Annotated in this window: 16 protein-coding genes, 1 tRNA gene and 1 riboswitch; of the genes, 8 read left to right on the top strand and 9 right to left on the bottom strand. The window is 71.1% G+C overall.

Annotation, left to right across the window (positions count from 1 at the left end; all coding sequences use genetic code 11):
* Positions 1-20 precede the first annotated feature (20 nt).
* Genes AB0H64_RS30750 through AB0H64_RS30730 form a run of 5 tightly spaced genes read right to left on the bottom strand, consistent with a single transcriptional unit; the run spans position 21 to position 5,435 of the window.
* A complete protein-coding gene (locus AB0H64_RS30750; protein ID WP_357631622.1) occupies positions 21-1,484 on the bottom strand; it encodes a penicillin-binding protein 2 in 1,464 nt (487 codons plus the stop codon).
* Positions 1,481-2,875, bottom strand: coding sequence for an FtsW/RodA/SpoVE family cell cycle protein (locus AB0H64_RS30745; protein WP_357631619.1), 1,395 nt, complete (start codon positions 2,873-2,875; stop codon positions 1,481-1,483). The genes AB0H64_RS30750 and AB0H64_RS30745 overlap by 4 nt, the downstream gene beginning before the upstream one ends.
* On the bottom strand, positions 2,876-4,210 hold the full coding sequence (locus tag AB0H64_RS30740) for a Stp1/IreP family PP2C-type Ser/Thr phosphatase (RefSeq protein WP_357631617.1): 1,335 nt from the start codon (positions 4,208-4,210) through the stop codon (positions 2,876-2,878).
* A complete protein-coding gene (locus AB0H64_RS30735; RefSeq protein ID WP_310707629.1) occupies positions 4,207-4,677 on the bottom strand; it encodes an FHA domain-containing protein in 471 nt (156 codons plus the stop codon). The genes AB0H64_RS30740 and AB0H64_RS30735 overlap by 4 nt, the downstream gene beginning before the upstream one ends.
* Before the next feature lie 17 nt (positions 4,678-4,694).
* Positions 4,695-5,435, bottom strand: a complete 741-nt coding sequence (locus AB0H64_RS30730) for a DUF3662 and FHA domain-containing protein (protein ID WP_310707628.1) — start codon at positions 5,433-5,435, stop codon at positions 4,695-4,697.
* Between the two features lie 199 nt (positions 5,436-5,634).
* On the opposite strand from AB0H64_RS30730, the gene AB0H64_RS30725 reads away from it, so the two are divergent.
* A tRNA-Leu gene (locus AB0H64_RS30725) sits at positions 5,635-5,717 on the top strand.
* Between the two features lie 295 nt (positions 5,718-6,012).
* Here the strand turns inward: AB0H64_RS30725 and AB0H64_RS30720 are convergent.
* Both AB0H64_RS30720 and AB0H64_RS30715 read right to left on the bottom strand, forming a co-directional pair.
* Positions 6,013-7,068 carry a hemolysin family protein gene (locus AB0H64_RS30720; protein WP_357631614.1) on the bottom strand — a complete coding sequence of 352 codons (1,056 nt, stop codon included), beginning with the start codon at positions 7,066-7,068 and terminating at the stop codon, positions 6,013-6,015.
* Positions 7,065-8,441 carry a hemolysin family protein gene (locus tag AB0H64_RS30715; RefSeq protein WP_357631611.1) on the bottom strand — a complete coding sequence of 459 codons (1,377 nt, stop codon included), beginning with the start codon at positions 8,439-8,441 and terminating at the stop codon, positions 7,065-7,067. Before AB0H64_RS30715 ends, AB0H64_RS30720 begins: the two co-directional genes overlap by 4 nt.
* Positions 8,442-8,679: 238 nt before the next feature.
* Between AB0H64_RS30715 and AB0H64_RS30710 the strand changes: the two genes are divergently transcribed.
* Positions 8,680-10,023: an LCP family protein gene (locus tag AB0H64_RS30710; protein ID WP_357631609.1), complete on the top strand. Its 1,344-nt coding sequence runs from the start codon at positions 8,680-8,682 to the stop codon at positions 10,021-10,023.
* A 44-nt stretch (positions 10,024-10,067) separates the two neighbouring features.
* Here AB0H64_RS30710 and AB0H64_RS30705 read toward each other — a convergent pair whose 3' ends face one another.
* Positions 10,068-10,727, bottom strand: coding sequence for a GPP34 family phosphoprotein (locus tag AB0H64_RS30705; RefSeq protein ID WP_357631606.1), 660 nt, complete (start codon positions 10,725-10,727; stop codon positions 10,068-10,070).
* Between the two features lie 23 nt (positions 10,728-10,750).
* On the opposite strand from AB0H64_RS30705, the gene AB0H64_RS30700 reads away from it, so the two are divergent.
* The 6 genes from AB0H64_RS30700 (at position 10,751) to AB0H64_RS30675 (ending at position 14,912) form a co-directional block, all read left to right on the top strand.
* Complete coding sequence (locus tag AB0H64_RS30700) at positions 10,751-11,356, top strand: transcriptional regulator (protein ID WP_357631603.1); 606 nt, start codon at positions 10,751-10,753, stop codon at positions 11,354-11,356.
* A 62-nt stretch (positions 11,357-11,418) separates the two neighbouring features.
* A complete protein-coding gene (locus tag AB0H64_RS30695) occupies positions 11,419-12,297 on the top strand; it encodes a DNA-formamidopyrimidine glycosylase family protein (RefSeq protein ID WP_357631600.1) in 879 nt (292 codons plus the stop codon).
* 49 nt (positions 12,298-12,346) lie between these two features.
* Positions 12,347-12,760 (top strand): helix-turn-helix domain-containing protein, encoded by a 414-nt coding sequence (locus AB0H64_RS30690; RefSeq protein WP_357631598.1) that lies wholly within the window; start codon positions 12,347-12,349, stop codon positions 12,758-12,760.
* Positions 12,757-13,080 carry a rhodanese-like domain-containing protein gene (locus AB0H64_RS30685; RefSeq protein WP_310707619.1) on the top strand — a complete coding sequence of 108 codons (324 nt, stop codon included), beginning with the start codon at positions 12,757-12,759 and terminating at the stop codon, positions 13,078-13,080. The genes AB0H64_RS30690 and AB0H64_RS30685 overlap by 4 nt, the downstream gene beginning before the upstream one ends.
* 55 nt (positions 13,081-13,135) lie before the next feature.
* Complete coding sequence (locus tag AB0H64_RS30680; protein ID WP_357631596.1) at positions 13,136-13,366, top strand: hypothetical protein; 231 nt, start codon at positions 13,136-13,138, stop codon at positions 13,364-13,366.
* A 99-nt stretch (positions 13,367-13,465) separates the two neighbouring features.
* Positions 13,466-13,578, top strand: a riboswitch (TPP riboswitch).
* Positions 13,569-14,912 (top strand): cytosine permease, encoded by a 1,344-nt coding sequence (locus AB0H64_RS30675; RefSeq protein ID WP_357631593.1) that lies wholly within the window; start codon positions 13,569-13,571, stop codon positions 14,910-14,912. It overlaps the preceding riboswitch by 10 nt.
* Positions 14,913-14,922: 10 nt before the next feature.
* Here AB0H64_RS30675 and AB0H64_RS30670 read toward each other — a convergent pair whose 3' ends face one another.
* The gene (locus tag AB0H64_RS30670; protein WP_357631590.1) at positions 14,923-15,483 is read right to left on the bottom strand and encodes a methylated-DNA--[protein]-cysteine S-methyltransferase; all 561 of its coding nucleotides are present in this window, start codon (positions 15,481-15,483) and stop codon (positions 14,923-14,925) included.
* Positions 15,484-15,556: the final 73 nt, after the last annotated feature.

Raw genomic sequence — 15,556 nt, 5'->3', positions numbered from 1 at the left:
ACCCGGCACGTTGCCGTCGATCAATTCTTCAGCACCGCCTCCATCACCTGCTTGGCGATCGGCGCGGCGGTGTGGCCGCCCGTCGCCTCGGCACCCACGTTGGCGGCGCCCGACTCGACGATGACCGCGACCGCGATCTGCGGATTGTCGGCCGGGGCGAACGAGATGAACCACGCGTGCGGGGGCTGGCCGTCGAGGGTCTCGGCGGTGCCGGTCTTGCCGGCCACCTGGACGCCCGGGATCTGCGCGAGGTTGGCGGTGCCGTTGTTCACGACGCTGACCATCATCTCGCGCAGCTTGCCCGCCGTCTCGGGGCTGACCGCCTCGCTCAGCTCGTCCCGCTGGGCGTCCTCGATCGTGTCGCCCTTGCTGTCAGTGATCTTGTTCACGAGGTACGGCTTCATGACCGTGCCGTTGTTGGCGATGCCCGCGGCGATCATGGCCATCTGCAGCGGCGTCATCCGGTTGCTGCGCTGCCCGATCGAGGCCATCGCCAGGGCCGCCTTGTCCTCTTCCTTGCCGAAGTCACTCTGGGCCACCGACATCGGCACGCCGATCTGCTCTCCCATGCCGAACTTCTCGGTCTGCTCCTTCATCTTGTCGTAGCCGAGCTCCATGCCGATGGAACCGAACGGCGTGTTGCAGGACTTCTCCAGCGCGAAGACCAGCGGGACCTTGCCGGCGCCGCAGGCGGCGCCGCCGTAGTTGGGCAGGCTGATGGTGGTGCCGGGCAGGGGCAGCCGCTGCGGCGCGTCCACGGTCGTGTCCGGCCCGCGCGAGGAGTCGTCCTCCAGGTACGCGGCGGCCGTGACCACCTTGAACGTGGAGCCGGGCGGGTAGGTCTGGTTGATGGTGCGGTTGAGCAGCGGCTGGCCCTTCTCCTTGGCCAGCTCGTCGTAGCGGGCGAACACCTTGCTCTTGTTGGTGCCGGACAGTTCGGCCGGGTCGTAGGTGGGCAGCGACACCATCGCGAGGATCGCACCGGTCTTCGGGTTGAGCGCCACCAGGGCGCCCCGCTTGCCGCTCGCGCGCAGCGCGTCGTAGGCCGCCTTCTGCGCCTTCGGGTTGATCGTCAGATCGACGTTGGCGCCCTTGGTGGGCTCGCCGGTGAACAGGTCGATGCTCCGCCGCAGCAGCAGGTCGGTGCTGGAGCCGTCGAGCAGCTTGTTCTCGGTGGACTCGATGGCATCCGCGCTCTCGGGCGAGAAGAAGCCCGTGACGTGCGCGTACAGCTTGCCGTCGGTGTACTGCCGGACGAAGCGGAACTCCTTGCTGTCGGTCTCGACCGACTGGGCGAGGATCTCCTTGCCGCCGGCCGTGATCCGCCCACGCTGCACCGCGTAGCGCGCGTAGAAGTTGCGCTTGTTGAACGCGTTCTCGGACAACCCGTCGGCGCGAACCGCCTGGAGGTAGTTCACGTTGAGCATGAGCAGCGCGAACATGGCCAGGCAGGCCACGGCGACGCGCTTCAGGGGGCTGTTCATCGCTGGAACACCTGCGTCATTCCTTCGTTCTGGATCGCCTGCGGGGGTGGCTTCCGCGCCGCGTCAGACGTGCGTACCAGGAGGGCGATGAGGATCCAGTTCGCCAGCAGGGCCGAGCCACCCTGTGACATGAACGGGGTGACCAGGCCCGTGAGCGGGATGAGGTTGGTCACGCCGCCGACGATGATGAAGACCTGCCAGGCCAGCAGGAACGACAGGCCCCCGGCCAGGAGTTTGGTGAACGGGTCGCGGGCCGCGAGCGAGGTGCGCAGGCCACGCTCGACCAGCAGCGCGTAGACCATGAGCACCGCCATCAGGCCGGTCAGGCCCAGTTCCTCGCCCGTGGCGGGGAAGATGAAGTCGGAGAAGGCCAGCGGGATGAGCTCCGGGTGGCCCTGGGCGAGCCCGGTGCCCATGATGCCGCCGTTGCTCATCGCGAACAGCCCCTGCATGAGCTGCTCGCTGCCGCCGACCGCGAAGAACAGCTTCGGGTCCTCGGGGTTGAGGAAGACCTGGAAGCGCTGCTGGACGTGGCTGAAGACCATGCCGGCGAGGATGGCGCCGCCTGCGAAGAGCAGGATGCCGATCAGCACCCAGGACGTGCGCTGGGTGGCGATGTAGAGCATGGCGATGAACGTGCCGAACAGCAGCAGCGAGGAGCCGAGGTCCTTCTGCATGACGAGCACGCCGAGGCTGATCCCCCAGATGATGAGGATCGGGCCGAGGTCACGGGCACGCGGGAGGTCGATGAAGAGCAGCCGCCGCCCGGCGAGCGCCAGCACGTCCCGCTTGGCCACCAGGTAGCCGGCGAAGAAGATGACCAGCGCGAGCTTGGCCAGCTCGGCGGGCTGGAGCTGACCGAGGCCGGGGATGCCGATCCAGATGCGGGCGCCGTTGATCTCCCGGCCGAGGAACGGGATCATCGGCGAGATCAGCAGGAACACCCCCAGAGCGCCCGCGGTGTAGGTCAGCCGCTGCAGGGCCCGGTGGTCGCGCAGGAAGATCAGCGTGAGGCTGAACAGCAGGATGCCGATGAAGGTCCACAGCAGCTGTGAGTTGGGCGAGGCCAGCTTGGCCGAGGGCAGGGTGGAGTCGGACACCGACAACCGGTAGATCATCACCAGGCCGAGACCGTTGATCAGGGTCACCAGCGGCAGGATCAGCGGGTCGGCCCACGGCGCCCACTTGGCCAGCACGAGATAGGCGGCCAGCATCAGCCCGCCCAGGCCCAGCCCGTACGTCAGCATGCCCGCCGGGACCTTGCCGTCGACGGCCAGGCCCACGTTGGCGTAGGCGAACATGACGATGCCGACGGCCAGCGCCAGCATGAGAAGCTGCGCCCCTCGGCGCTTGGCGGGCATGGGGACGGGGGAGGCGGCCATCTCGCTCATCTAGGGCTTCGTCCTCGTGGGGCTCGGAGATGCCTTCGTGGCGCTGGGGGACGCCTTGGCGCTGTCGGGGGACGGGGACGCGCTCGCGTCGGTTGCGGCCTTGTCCTTCGACCCGGTCTGGTCGTCGGCGAACCTCAGGCCGTTGATCTTTTTCAGGCCCTCGTCGACGCTGGCGACTTCGATGCCGTCCGCGATCAGCGCCTGGTCGGGGGCGGAGAGCCGGGACACGGGCTTTCCGGTGTACTTGGCCACCGAGAAGAACTGGATCGGGCCCACTTCCTGCTGGATGCCCTGGAAAACGACCACTTCGCCGCCCCTTGCTCCGACGAAGAACTGGTCCTGGGTCCACTGCCAGCCGAAGTAGCCGCCGACACCGGCGACCACCGCCCCGACGCCGAGCACGGAGACCAGCACGGGCCACACGCGACGACGGCCGCCCGACCGCCGGGTCGCCTGCGCGCCCGGCTCGTCGAACTCGTCGTCAGTGATCACCGGCTGGGGCGCGGTCACCGCGCTCGATCGCCCCGGGGAGGTCTCCTGCGGGCCGGGTCTCAGCCGGTCCATGCCGGCCGCGCCCACGACCGCGGCCTCGCCGGGCGCCTGCTGGTCGTCGGCGACCTCCAGCACGTCGGCCAGCACGCAGGTGATGTTGTCGGGCCCGCCGCCCCTGTTGGCCAGGTCGATGAGCTGCCGGACGACCTCTTCGGGGTCGTCGATGTTGGTCAGCGTGGCGTGCAGCGTCTCCGCGCTCACCACACCCGACAGCCCGTCGGAGCACAGCAGGTAGCGGTCGCCGAGCTGGGCCTCACGCAGCGTGAGGTCGGGATCGACCTCGCCGCTCCCGTCGAGTGCCCGCAGCAGGATCGAGCGCTGCGGGTGCGTCGCCGCCTCCTCGGGGGTGATGCGCCCGTCGTCGACCAGCTGCTGCACCAGCGTGTGGTCGTGGGTGATCTGGTAGAGCTCCCCGCGTCTGAGCAGGTAGGCGCGCGAGTCGCCGACGTGCACCAGGGCCACCTGGGTGCCGTGCCAGAGCATGGCGGTGAGCGTGGTGCCCATGCCCTTCAGGCTCGGGTCCCGCCCCACCATCTCGTGCAGTCTGCGGTTGGCGTCGCGTACTGCTGCCTCGATGGCGTTGAGCAGGTCACCGCCCTGCTGGGCCTCCTCCAGGGAGGCCATTGCGGCGATGGCGACGGAGCTCGCCACCTCGCCGTGTGCGTGCCCGCCCATGCCGTCGGCGACGGCCAGCAGGCGGCCGCTCGCGTACGCCGAGTCCTCGTTCCCTTCGCGGAGGAGGCCGACGTCCGAGCGGGCGGCGTAGCGGAGTGCGATGGTCATTTGCGCAATTCAATGACTGTCTTGCCGACGCGGATCGGAACACCGAGCGGCACCGGGGTCGGGCGGGTGACTTTTGAGCGGTCGAGGTACGTGCCGTTGGTCGAACCAAGATCTTCCACGATCCACTGACCGTCCTGAGGGAAGAGCCGGGCATGCCGGCTGGATGCGTAGTCGTCGGTGACTACCAGCGTGGCGTCGTTCGCCCGGCCGATGGTGATGGGCGTCTCCGTGAGGTTAATGGTGGTGCCCTGCAAGGGGCCACCGGTCACGACTAGCTGGCGTGGCTCGCCCTTCTTGCTCTTCGGCTTGGCCACCGGTTTGGCGGGTTTCGCGGTCTTACGCGGACCCGAGGGAGCCGTACGTGATCCGAACAAGTCAGTCCGGATCACGCCGACTGCGGCAATGACGAAAAACCACAGCACCGCCAGGAAGGCGAGCCGGATCAGCAGCAGCGTGAGCTCGGACATGGACCGTTTGTCTACCCTTAATCGCGCCGGAACACCAGAGTCGTGCGCCCCAACGTCACTCGCGTGCCGTTCTGGAGCTCGACTCTGCGTACCGGCTGGCCGTTGACGAAAGTGCCGTTGGTCGAACCCAGGTCGACCAGGAAGACCTGGGGACCCTCCACGCGGAGCTCCGCGTGGTGGCGTGAGACGCCGGGATCGACCAGGCGGAGATCGCAGTCGGTGCCCCTGCCGAGCAGGGTCACCGGAGTGGTGAGCTCGTAGGAGCGGTCACCCTGCGGGTCGTCCTGGGTGGAGACGAGCAGCCGGGGCCGCCCGCCGAACGCGTTGGGCCGGGAAGGGGGCAGGTCGCTGGCCGGCTGGCGGATCTCGTCCTGCTCCACCGTCGCGCCGCGGATGACGCCCGACCTGATGCGGAACAGACCCACAGCCAGGTCCGCCGCCGTCTCGAACCGCACCCGGACCGGTCCCACGAAGGAGTAGCCCTGCTCCTTGGCGTACTCCCTGGCGAGGTTGGCCAGCTCGTGGCTGATGCTGTCGGCGTAGACCTCAAGCCGCTCGCTGTCGGTCGTGGACAGCTCCACCACGAAGTCGTTGGGCACGAGTGTGCGACCCTGTGCGACGATCGCCGCACGCTCGTCCATCTCCCGCTGAACCGCGCTGGCGACCTCGACCGGCTGAAGGTCAGATTTGAACGCCCGCGCAAAGGCCCCCTCAACCAAGCCTTCGAGCCTTCGCTCGAAGCGCTGAAGGACTCCCACCGGGTACCTCCCTTCCTCCGTGCATATGATCGCGGCCTCCAGGCGCTCGCGCGCCCGGCTCCGCTCGTCCCACGTCACGGCGGTCCAGGCGCTTGGTCAGCCGTCGCGCCCAGCTCATCCGCTCCCGTGTCTTATGCGATCGTATCCGGGTTCAGTACCAGCGGCTGTTCCGTGCTACTGTTTCTCCGCACCCAACAAAGGGCGGGTGGCGGAACGGCAGACGCGCACGGTTCAGGTCCGTGTGTCCGCAAGGACGTGAGGGTTCAAATCCCTCCTCGCCCACTCAGGTTCGCCGATGAAATCGGCAGACCCACACTGACGAAGACAGGCCCCGGTTCGCAAGAGCCGGGGCTTTTTCTTTCCCAGGAACCTGACAGGTCGCGGCTGGCGCTCCCCCGGCGATGAGTGTGGGGCGGGCCGCTTGCAGATCGCCTTCGGACTGCTTTCGCCGGGTTCAGGGTGAGATTTCGCTCACAGCAGAGCATGGGCGCTCGGGTGAGGCGCGCGCCGGAGCCTGTCCCCGGAGCCCGTCCCCGGAGCGCGCGGCCGGCCCGTGTCCGGACCGGCCGCGGCGTTCTCAGCCGACGGCCATGGCGGGCGCGGCGGCTGCCGCGGGGGCGGCCAGGCCGGCGCGGGTGTCCAGCAGCTCCCCGATCAGGTCGGTGAGCGTCACCATGCCGATGACCTCGCCGCCCTGGTCCGTGACCAGCGCCAGGTGCGCGCGGGCGTCCTGGAGCGCCGTCACGGCCTCAGGGACCTGTGTGACGCACGCCAGCCGCGGCACGAGCCGCGCCAGCCCTTCGGCCGTGGCGTGGGGCTGCAGCAGCGCCTCACGCGCGTGCAGGACGCCCCTGATGTCGCCGGGCACGCCCACCAGCAGCCGCAGGTGGCCGCTGTCGCGCGCGGCCCGCCTGATGGCCTCCGCGCCGGCCTCCGGCGGCACCGTCACGGCGCGGCCGATGGGCACCATGAGCCGCTCGATGCCCTCGGCCTGGAGCCGCAGCGCCCGGGTGAGCAGGTCGTGCTCCTCCCGGTCGAGCAGCCCCATCCGGCCGGACTCGCCCACCAGCATGGCGAGCTGCCGTGGGGTGCGGGTCGTCGCCAGCTCGTCGCGGGGCCGCACGCCGAAGGCGCGCAGGATCAGGTTCGTCAGGCCGTTCAGCGTCGACAGCAGCGGGCGCGTCACGGTCACGAACGCGCGGAAGGGCAGCGTCAGCAGCATGGCGGCCCGCTCCGGCGCGGTCAGCGCCCACGACTTGGGCGCCATCTCGCCGATCACCATGTGCAGGAACGTGACCAGCGCCAGCGCGATGGTCAGCGCGATCGGCATCCGCAGCGACTCGGGCACGCCGAGAGCCGCGAAGACCGGCTCCAGGAAGTGCTCGATCGCGGGCTCGGTGACCTGGCCGAGGCCGAGCGTGCAGAGCGTGATGCCGAGCTGCGCTCCGGCCAGCATCATCGACAGCTGGCGGCCGCCGCCCACCGCCGACCTGGCGGCGAAGCGGACCAGCCGGTTGCCGCCGCTCGCCGCCTCCTCCAGGCGGTGGCGCCGCGCGGAGACGAAGGCGAACTCCGCGGCCACGAAGACCGCGTTCAGCGCCAGCAGCACGAGGCTGAGCAGGATCATCGTCATCGGGCGGCCTCCGTCTGCAGCACCGGCGACAGGCGCACCAGTCCGGGCACCCGGCGGTCGAGCGCGACGACGGTGAGCTCGGCGAGCCGCTCCCGGCCGTCGTCCTCGGCGAACAGGTCGGGCTCGGCCGTGAGGGGCACGACCACCTGGTCGCCCGCCTCCGCCATGCGGCCCAGCCTGGCCAGGATGAGACCGGCGAGGGTGTCGTAGTCGTCGCTCTCCGGCAGGGCCACGCCGGTGGCCCGCTCGACCTCGTCGAGCCGCAGGCTGCCGGGCACGTCCCAGCCGCCGTCCGGGCGACGCACGGCGCCGGCCGGCTCGGGGTCGTTCTCGTCGACCAGCTCGCCGACCAGCTCCTCGGCCAGATCCTCGATGGTGATGACGCCGGCCAGGCCGCCGTACTCGTCGATGACGCAGACGATGTCGTCCTTGCCGGCCCGCATCTGCTCGATCACGGCCGGCAGCGGCAGCGAGTCGGGCACCAGGCGGGCCGGTCTGGTGATGTCGCCGACCGTCCCGCCCCCTGCCGTGCCGTCCGCCCCGACGTCGAGGCCGGAGGCCAGCAGCTCGCGCACGCCCGTCACGCCGGCCACGTCGCCGTCGGCGCCCAGCACCGGGTAGCGGGAGTGGCCGCGGTCGCGCATGACCTGGACGAGGTCGGAGAGCGGCTGTGAGTCGCGCAGCGCGACCACCCGCGGGCGCGGCACCATGATCTCCTCGGCGATGCGGTCCCCGAACTCCAGGGCCCGCTCCAGCAGCTCCGACAGCCGCGGCGGCAGCTCCCCGGCCTGCGTCGACTCGGCGATGATCCGCGACAGCTCCTCGGGCGTCGCGCCGTGCTCCACCTCCTCGACCGGCTCGATGCCGACGCGCCGCAGCACGCCGGTGGCCGCCGAGTCGAACAGGCGGACCACCGGGCCGACCACGGTGAGGTAGGTCAGCGTCGACCCGGCCAGGAACTTGGCCACCGGCTCCGGCCGGGCGATGCCGAGGTTCTTGGGCGCGAGCTCGCCGAGGACCATCTGCACGATGGTCGCGACGACCACGCCGGCCGCCACCGAGAGCCCGGTGACGGCCGCGTCGGGCAGACCGGAGCCGTCCAGCCAGGGCCGTACGATCGTGGCGATCGCCGGCTCGGCCAGGAAGCCGACCAGCAGCGCCGTCACCGTGATGCCGAGCTGGGCGCCGGAGAGCATGAAGGAGAGGCGGGAGGTCACCTGGAGTGCCTTGTCCGCGGCCTTGTCACCGGCCGCGGCCTGCTCGCGCAGGGCGGACCGGTCGGCCGCCACGAAGGCGAACTCCTGGGCGACGAAGTATCCGGTCGCCGCGGTGAGAAGGAGGAGGGCCAGCAGGCCCAGATAGGCGCTCACCATGGTGAGCTCTCAGAGGAACCCGTGCACCCGCACGGGCTGCTACTCCAAGGGTCCGGAGCGGACACGATCTTCCCTTCGATAGAGGTCGTCCATAACCGTAACGATCCGGCTCTCCACTATGTTTCCAGCGTGACTCTCCGCTGGTTCCGCGTACTTTTCCATGGGAAAAACCGGGCGGGGAGTCTTCACTGGCGTGGGTACGACGTAGCGTTTACGGCAGCCGAAGGAAGTAGGGGACGTGTCTGAGGACGACCGGACGCGGGCCATGCGCTCGCCGGGCGACGGCCGCCCACTGCCTTCCAAGAACGACGGGCCTTCCAGGAACGACGCGCCTGCCAGGAACGACGGGGGCCTCCTGTCCGGAGGCGCGCCCGCCCACCAGCGGCCCTCCGCGCCGGGGCCGGAGTCGGCGCCCACACACATGCTCCCCAACGCCTCCGGGCCCGCCTCGCCCTCCGGCGACGCCGGTGACGCCCCCCGTGCGGCCTCCCGCGTGTACGGCAGGCAGCGCTCGGGCAACGCGCCCGTCAGACCGCTCGGGCGGCGGGACGAACCCCCTGGCCCCGGCGGTCCCTCGGGACCGTCCGGACCGTCCGGCCCCTCGCGGTCGCGTTCGCCGAGGCGGCTGCCGTCGTGGCCCACCATCGCGAAGATCGTGGCGGCCGTGGTGGCCGTGCTGCTGGTCGCCGCCGTGGGGCTGTTCTTCTGGATCGACTCGCGGCTGGCCGGCATCGACGGCGTCCTCGACGACTACGAGGGCCGCCCGGCCGACACCCCGGGCACCAACTGGCTGCTCGTCGGCTCCGACAGCCGCAAGGGCCTGTCGGCGGCGCAGCGCCGCAAGCTCGCCACCGGCCGCGCGGCCGGGCAGCGCACCGACTCGATGATGCTGCTGCACATCCCCGAGGGCAGCGACAAGCCGACGCTGGTCAGCCTGCCCCGCGACTCGGCCGTCACCATCCCCGGCAGGGGCCGCAACAAGCTCAACGCCGCCTACGCGTTCGGCGGCCCGAAGCTGCTGGCCCAGACTGTCGAGACCGTCACCGGCGTGCGAGTCGACCATTACATGGAGATCGGCTTCGCCGGGTTCGTGGGCATCGTCGACGCGATCGGCGGTGTCGAGATCGACGTACGGGCCGCCGTGAACGACCCCAAGGCCGGGCTCAAGCTGAAGAAGGGCAAGCAGGTGCTCAGCGGCAGCCAGGCTCTCGGCTACGTGCGCACCCGCAAGGGCGGCGCGCTGCCCGACTTCGAGCGGACCAAGCGGCAGCGGCAGTTCCTCGGCGCGGTGGTCAAGAAGGCCGCCGGGCCCGGTGTCCTGCTCAACCCCTTCACCTCGATCCCGCTGGCCATGAGCGCCACGGACGCGGTCACGGTCGACTCCTCCACGGGCGCGCTCGACATGCTCTCGCTGGGGCTGGCGATGGGCGACAGCCCGGTCACGACCGTGGTGCCGTTCGGCGGCAACGAGATCGCGGGCGGCGGCTCGGCGATCAAGTGGGACCGGACCCGCGCGCTGGCGCTGTTCGACGCGCTCAAGAACGACAGGCCGGTCCCGCAGGAGATCCTCGACGCCGGCTGACCGGCCCGCCCCGGCCCGGCCCCGCGAGGGCGGGGCCGGGGCGCTCAGCCGGTGGCGGCGCTGGTCGAGGCCGCGACGGCGGCAGACGTGACCGCGACCGTCATGGCCGCGTTGATCGCCGCGATGGTCTTGGCCACGGCGTCGGCCGCCCACGCCCCCTCGGCGATCTCCTTGACGCGCTCCTTGCTCGCCCCCGGGAACGCCTTGCGGTCGATCTTGGCGGCGTGCAGGAGCGCGATGAGCACCGCGGTGCGCGCGTCGGGGTCGGCGCCGCCCAGCGCGCTCGCGACCCGCTCCCTGACGTCCGCCTCGACGGAGCCGTCGGCCTCCGGCCAGCGCGTCGTCGGGAAGATCCCCAGGACCTTGCCGCGCTGCTCGGTCAGCACGCCGGTCTCGGCGAGCCGGGTCAGCAGCCGCGGGCGGGGCTTGCCGGACATGAGCTTCTGCACCCACCAGACGGGCTTGCGCTCCCTGCCCTCCGCCGCGATGCGGGCCAGTGCTCCGTCCAGCTCCGCGTCGCCGAGCGGAGTGGGGTCCTTGACGGTCACTGTCTTGTCCGACAGCTCGATCCGGCCGTTGACGGCCAGCTCGGCCAGGAGGGCGCCGCCCAGCGCGGGGTCGAGCTGGGTCGAGCTGACGAGCTGCTTGCCCTCGTCCTCGCTGTGGGCGAGCAGGAGGAGTTCCTCGGCGATCGTCACAGTCATGTCCCTGACACTAACGTGCGCTCATGTCCATCTCCGAGAAGTTGCACGCCGCCGGCCGCCCGCTGCTCGACGCCCAGCTCGCGCACCCCACCGTCGCCGGGATAGCCCGCGGCGACCTGCCCGAGGCGGTGTTCCGGTCCTGGCTCGAGCAGGACTACCTGTTCCTGCTCGACTACGTGCGGGTCTTCGCCCGGCTGGCCTGGCAGGCGCCGGACGGCCACCTGGGGGATCTGGTGGACCTGGCGCACGCCACCTTCCATGACGAGCTGAGCCTGCACCGAACCATGTCGGCCGGGTTCGGCGCCGACCTGGAGGGGGCCGTGAAGGGGCCGGCGTGCGCGGCGTACACGGCCTTCCTGCTGGAGTCGGCGGCCACGTACGCCGACGGGCTGGCGGCGCTGTACCCGTGCATGTGGGGATATTCGACGCTGGGCCGGATCCTGGCGCAGGACCCGCCGGCCGAGCCGCGCTACCGGGCGTGGGTGGACACCTACGCCGACCCGGGGTTCGCCGCGCTGGCCGCCCGGATCGCCGGGATGATCGACGAGGCGGCTCCCGACCCGGCGCGGGCGGAGCGGCTGTTCCGCGAGGGCATGGCCCATGAGCTGGCCTTCTGGGACGTTCCCTGACGCGTGGAGCGGCGTCCGCGAGCGTCCGGGACGCTGTCGGTGCGTGACCGTACTCTGGTGGCATGCCGGAACTTCCCGAAGTCGAGTCCCTGGCCGGATTCCTGCGTGAGCGGGCGGTCGGCCGGACCGTGCTGGCCGTCGACGTGGTGGCGATCCAGGCGCTCAAGACGTTCGACCCGCCGGTGAGCGCGCTGGGCGGGCTGAGCGTCACCGGCGTGTCGCGGCACGGCAAGTTCCTCGACCTCGACTGCGACGGGCTCCACCTGGTCATCCACCTGGCCCGGGCCGGCTGGCTGCGCTGGCGCGACGACCTGTCGGGCGCCAAGCCCGTCCGTCCCGGCAAGGGCCCGCTCGCGGCGAGGGTGCGGTTCGCGCCCGACGACGAGGGCCTGGCGCCGGGGTTCGAGCTGACCGAGGCCGGCACGCAGAAGCGCCTGGCCATCTACGTCACGAGGGACCCGGCCGAGGTGCCCGGCGTGGCCTCGCTGGGCCCGGACCCGCTGGCGGAGTCGTTCACGGTCGAGACGCTGAAGCAGATCGTGGGCGGCAACCGCACGCAGATCAAGGGCCTGCTGCGCGACCAGAAGGTCATCGCGGGCATCGGCAACGCCTACTCCGACGAGGTGCTCCACGCGGCCCGGATGTCCCCGTTCAAGATCGCTTCCTCGCTGACCGACGCGCAGATCGCGGACCTGCACGAGGCCATCGTCACGACGCTGCGCGAGGCCATGGAGCGGGCCCACGGGCTGGCCGCCAAGGACCTCAAGGCGGAGAAGAAGTCCGGCCTGCGCGTCCACAACCGCGCCGGCCAGCCGTGCGACGTCTGCGGCGACACCATCCGCGAGGTCTCCTTCGCCGACTCCTCGCTCCAGTACTGCCCGACCTGCCAGACCGGCGGCAAGCCGCTCGCCGACCGGCGCCTGTCGCGCCTGCTCAAGTAGGGTCGGTTATCTCTTGTAACCGCGATGTGCCTGCGACAGCATGGAAGCCATGGACGACCACGCCTCCTGTGACATCACCGACGACTACGACGTCCGGCAGTGGGACACCCGCGAGGACTGCGAGGTCCGGCAGATCCTGGACCGCGTCGCCGACAAGTGGTCGCTGCTCGTCATCGCCCTGCTCGACAGCCGGAGCCTGCGCTTCAGCGAGCTGCGCCGCGAGATCGACGGGGTCAGCCAGCGCATGCTCAGCGTGACCCTGCGCCACCTGGAGCGCGACGGCCTGGTGACCAGGACCGTCCATCCCGTCGTGCCGCCCCGCGTCGACTACGCGCTCACGCCGCTCGGCCGCACCCTGCACGAGACGATCAAGTCGCTGGTCACCTGGACCGAGTCGCACCAGCGGGAGATCGCCGAGGCCCGTGCGGCCTACGACCGGGGGCGCGAGATGATGGACGCATGACGGTTCCCGAGGTAGAGGCACGTGACGTACCCGACGACGCTTTCCTGCTGGACGTGCGCGAGCGTGAGGAGTGGGTGGCGGGCCACGCTCCCGAGGCCGTGCACATCCCGATGAGCGAGATCCAGGGGCGGGTCGACGAGGTCCCCGCCGGCGGCAAGGTCTACGTCGTCTGCCGGGTCGGCGGCCGGTCCTACCAGGTGGCGGCGTGGCTGAACCACCTGGGGCGCGAGGCGGTCAACGTCGGCGGCGGCATGCAGTCGTGGGAGGGCGCGAGCCGTCCGATGGTCAGCGAGACCGGTCAGCCGCCGTTCGTGGCCTGAGAGCCGGGCCGGAAATTCGGTTGTCCGCGTGGGCGGGTGCTGCTGGGCTGTGCCGGTGAATCGTGACGAGGTGCTGACGGCCTACGAGCGTCAGGTGCGGATCGGGCAGGGCGAGCGGGACGGCCGCGTGGTGCGCGAGGCCGGCGAGGACCGCTGGAACGGGGTTTTCTGGTCCGATCTCGACGAGGCCACGGCCGTCGACGCCTCCAGCGAGAGCCGCCCGATCCTGCTGCGGCTCGGCTTCGAGCCGCTCGGCACCACGACCCCGTACGCGTACACCCCCTGACAGGACCGGGTGTGGCCGTCCGGCGGCGCATGAGGCATCATGAGGGCGCACGCCAGGACATTTCCGGCTGAGACCGGGGTGCCAGGGCTGTGCGACAACTACAGATCCCGCGGGAGCTCGGGGCCACCGGGCTGAGAGGGCAGCTGCCGCTGCTGCCGACCGCATGAACCTGTCCGGGTAATGCCGGCGTAGGGAGTGTGTGATGACGCATGCCGTCAACGAAGTCCCGCTGACCCTCGACGAGACCCCGCCGAAGACACTCGGCGTGCTGGACCAGGGCGCGCTCTGGGCCAACCTCGGGGTGAGCCTGCTGGGCTTCTCCGGCGCGCTCTTCCTGCTCGACCCGCTGGGCGGCGCCCCGCTGACCGTCGCCGCGGCCCTCACCGCCGCCGTCGTGGGCAGCCTCCTCGGCACCGCCATGGTCGGCCTGGCCGCCATCCCGGGCACCCGGACGGGACGGCCCGCGATGGTGTTGCTCCGGGGGCTGTTCGGGGCGCGGCTGTCGTACGTGCCGACGGTGCTCAACATCATCCAGATGGTCGGCTGGGGCGCCTTCGAGCTCTGGGTGATCTCCATGGGCGCGAGCGCGATCTTCGGTCCGGCGGTGCCGTACGCGGTCTGGGTGGTCGTCGCCGGGGTCCTCACCACCTCGCTGTCGATCTGGCCGCTCGGCTCGGTGCGGCTGCTGCGCCGGTACGTCACGGTCGCCGTGGTCATCGCGCTGGCCTGGTTCGCCGTGGACTTCCTCGGCCAGGCCCAGCCGCAGGCCGGCGGCTCGTGGCAGGCGTTCGCGCCGGCCGTCGACTACGTGATCGCGCTGTCGGTCTCGTGGGTGCCGATGGCGGCCGACTTCGCCCGGCACTCCAGGTCGAGCGCCGCCGCGTTCACCGGCGTCGTCGGCGGCTACACGCTGGCCCAGGTGGCCTGCCTGGGGCTCGGCGTGTACGCGGTGGCCATCGCCGGGGCGGCCGCGGTCCAGGCGGACGGCACCGCGGTGTTCGGGACGTTCGTCGCGGCGCCGCTCGGCGCGCTGTTCTTCGCGGTGCTCGTCCTGCGCGAGACCGACCAGTCGTTCGCGAACGTCTACTCGACCACCCTCTCGCTGCAGAACCTCATGCCCCGCGTCGACCGCCGCGTCTTCAGTGTCTCGATCGGCGTGGTCACCACCGCAGTGGCGCTGGTGGTGGACGTGAACTCCTACGGGGCGTTCCTCGGCATCATCGGCGCGGTGTTCGTGCCGATGTTCGCGGTCCTCGCCGTGGACTACTTCGTGCTCGGCGGTTCCGCCCGGTGGAACACCGACGAGGACGCGCCGTCCCGCTGGTCCATGCTGGTGCCCTGGGTGCTCGGCTTCGCCGCGTACTGGCTGACCACCTCGACGCCGACCGTCGGTGCCTGGGACGGGTTCTGGGCCGAGGTGCGCGAGGAGATCGGCTTCACCCGCCAGCCGTGGATGAACGGCGCGCTCGGCGCGGCGCTCGTGGCCGCGCTGGTCACGCTCGCCCTCGGCCTGGCCCGGCGCCGGGCCCTCGCCGACCGCGCCTGACAGCTCGTGATCAGGAGCGGGACTCGACGGTGAGGAGGTGGCGCTTGGCGTTCACGCCTCCGGCGTAGTCGCCGAGCGCGCCGTCGCCGGGCACGATCCGGTGGCACGGCACGATGACGCACACCGGGTTGGCCATCAGCGCGTTGCCGACCGCCCGCAGCGCGCGTGGCCGGCCGATGCGCTCGCCGATCTCACCGAGCGTCGCCGTCGTGCCGTACGGGATCGCCATGGTCTTCTGCAGCACCGTGCGCGCGAACGACGTGGCGATGGCCAGGTCGACCGGCGTGGTGAAGGCCCGCAGCCGCCCCGAGAAGTACGCGTCCAGCTCCCGGCGCACCGGGTCCAGCCGGCCGGGGTCGGGGCCGATGAACGAGCCCACGTGCCGCGTCACCCGCTCGTACACCGCGTGCTCGTCCTCGAAGCTGCACGCCACGACCCCCTTGCCGGACACCGCCAGCACCAGCCGCCCCACGGCGCCGTCATAGGTGCCGAACGCGACGTCGGGCGGGGTCTCCCCGCGGTAGGTGGCGGAGGTCACCCGTAGCAGGGCATCGAGATCACCGCTCGACATCCGCTCACCCTCTTCTCACCTGGTAGGTCGTGATCGGCAGCGTATCGGACGGATCGGCCGACGGCGGCCCCGC

It is taken from the genome of Nonomuraea sp. NPDC050733 (assembly GCF_040654215.1).
Classification (GTDB): Bacteria; Actinomycetota; Actinomycetes; order Streptosporangiales; family Streptosporangiaceae; genus Nonomuraea.
Note: the sequence above shows the minus strand (reverse complement) of the source record. Positions and strands in the feature narration are given on the sequence as shown.

What these genes read in the sequence shown, in the direction of transcription:
- AB0H64_RS30720 (WP_357631614.1), bottom strand. Translation starts at nt 7,068, where the DNA reads ATGACGATGATCCTGCTCAGCCTCGTGCTGCTGGCGCTGAACGCGGTC.
- AB0H64_RS30685 (WP_310707619.1), top strand. Translation starts at nt 12,757, where the DNA reads ATGACGGTTCCCGAGGTAGAGGCACGTGACGTACCCGACGACGCTTTC.
- AB0H64_RS30745 (WP_357631619.1), bottom strand. Translation starts at nt 2,875, where the DNA reads ATGAGCGAGATGGCCGCCTCCCCCGTCCCCATGCCCGCCAAGCGCCGA.
- AB0H64_RS30735 (WP_310707629.1), bottom strand. Translation starts at nt 4,677, where the DNA reads ATGTCCGAGCTCACGCTGCTGCTGATCCGGCTCGCCTTCCTGGCGGTG.
- AB0H64_RS30670 (WP_357631590.1), bottom strand. Translation starts at nt 15,483, where the DNA reads ATGTCGAGCGGTGATCTCGATGCCCTGCTACGGGTGACCTCCGCCACC.
- AB0H64_RS30675 (WP_357631593.1), top strand. Translation starts at nt 13,569, where the DNA reads ATGACGCATGCCGTCAACGAAGTCCCGCTGACCCTCGACGAGACCCCG.
- AB0H64_RS30750 (WP_357631622.1), bottom strand. Translation starts at nt 1,484, where the DNA reads ATGAACAGCCCCCTGAAGCGCGTCGCCGTGGCCTGCCTGGCCATGTTC.
- AB0H64_RS30740 (WP_357631617.1), bottom strand. Translation starts at nt 4,210, where the DNA reads ATGACCATCGCACTCCGCTACGCCGCCCGCTCGGACGTCGGCCTCCTC.
- AB0H64_RS30715 (WP_357631611.1), bottom strand. Translation starts at nt 8,441, where the DNA reads ATGGTGAGCGCCTATCTGGGCCTGCTGGCCCTCCTCCTTCTCACCGCG.
- AB0H64_RS30700 (WP_357631603.1), top strand. Translation starts at nt 10,751, where the DNA reads ATGTCCATCTCCGAGAAGTTGCACGCCGCCGGCCGCCCGCTGCTCGAC.
- AB0H64_RS30705 (WP_357631606.1), bottom strand. Translation starts at nt 10,727, where the DNA reads ATGACTGTGACGATCGCCGAGGAACTCCTCCTGCTCGCCCACAGCGAG.
- AB0H64_RS30695 (WP_357631600.1), top strand. Translation starts at nt 11,419, where the DNA reads ATGCCGGAACTTCCCGAAGTCGAGTCCCTGGCCGGATTCCTGCGTGAG.
- AB0H64_RS30690 (WP_357631598.1), top strand. Translation starts at nt 12,347, where the DNA reads ATGGACGACCACGCCTCCTGTGACATCACCGACGACTACGACGTCCGG.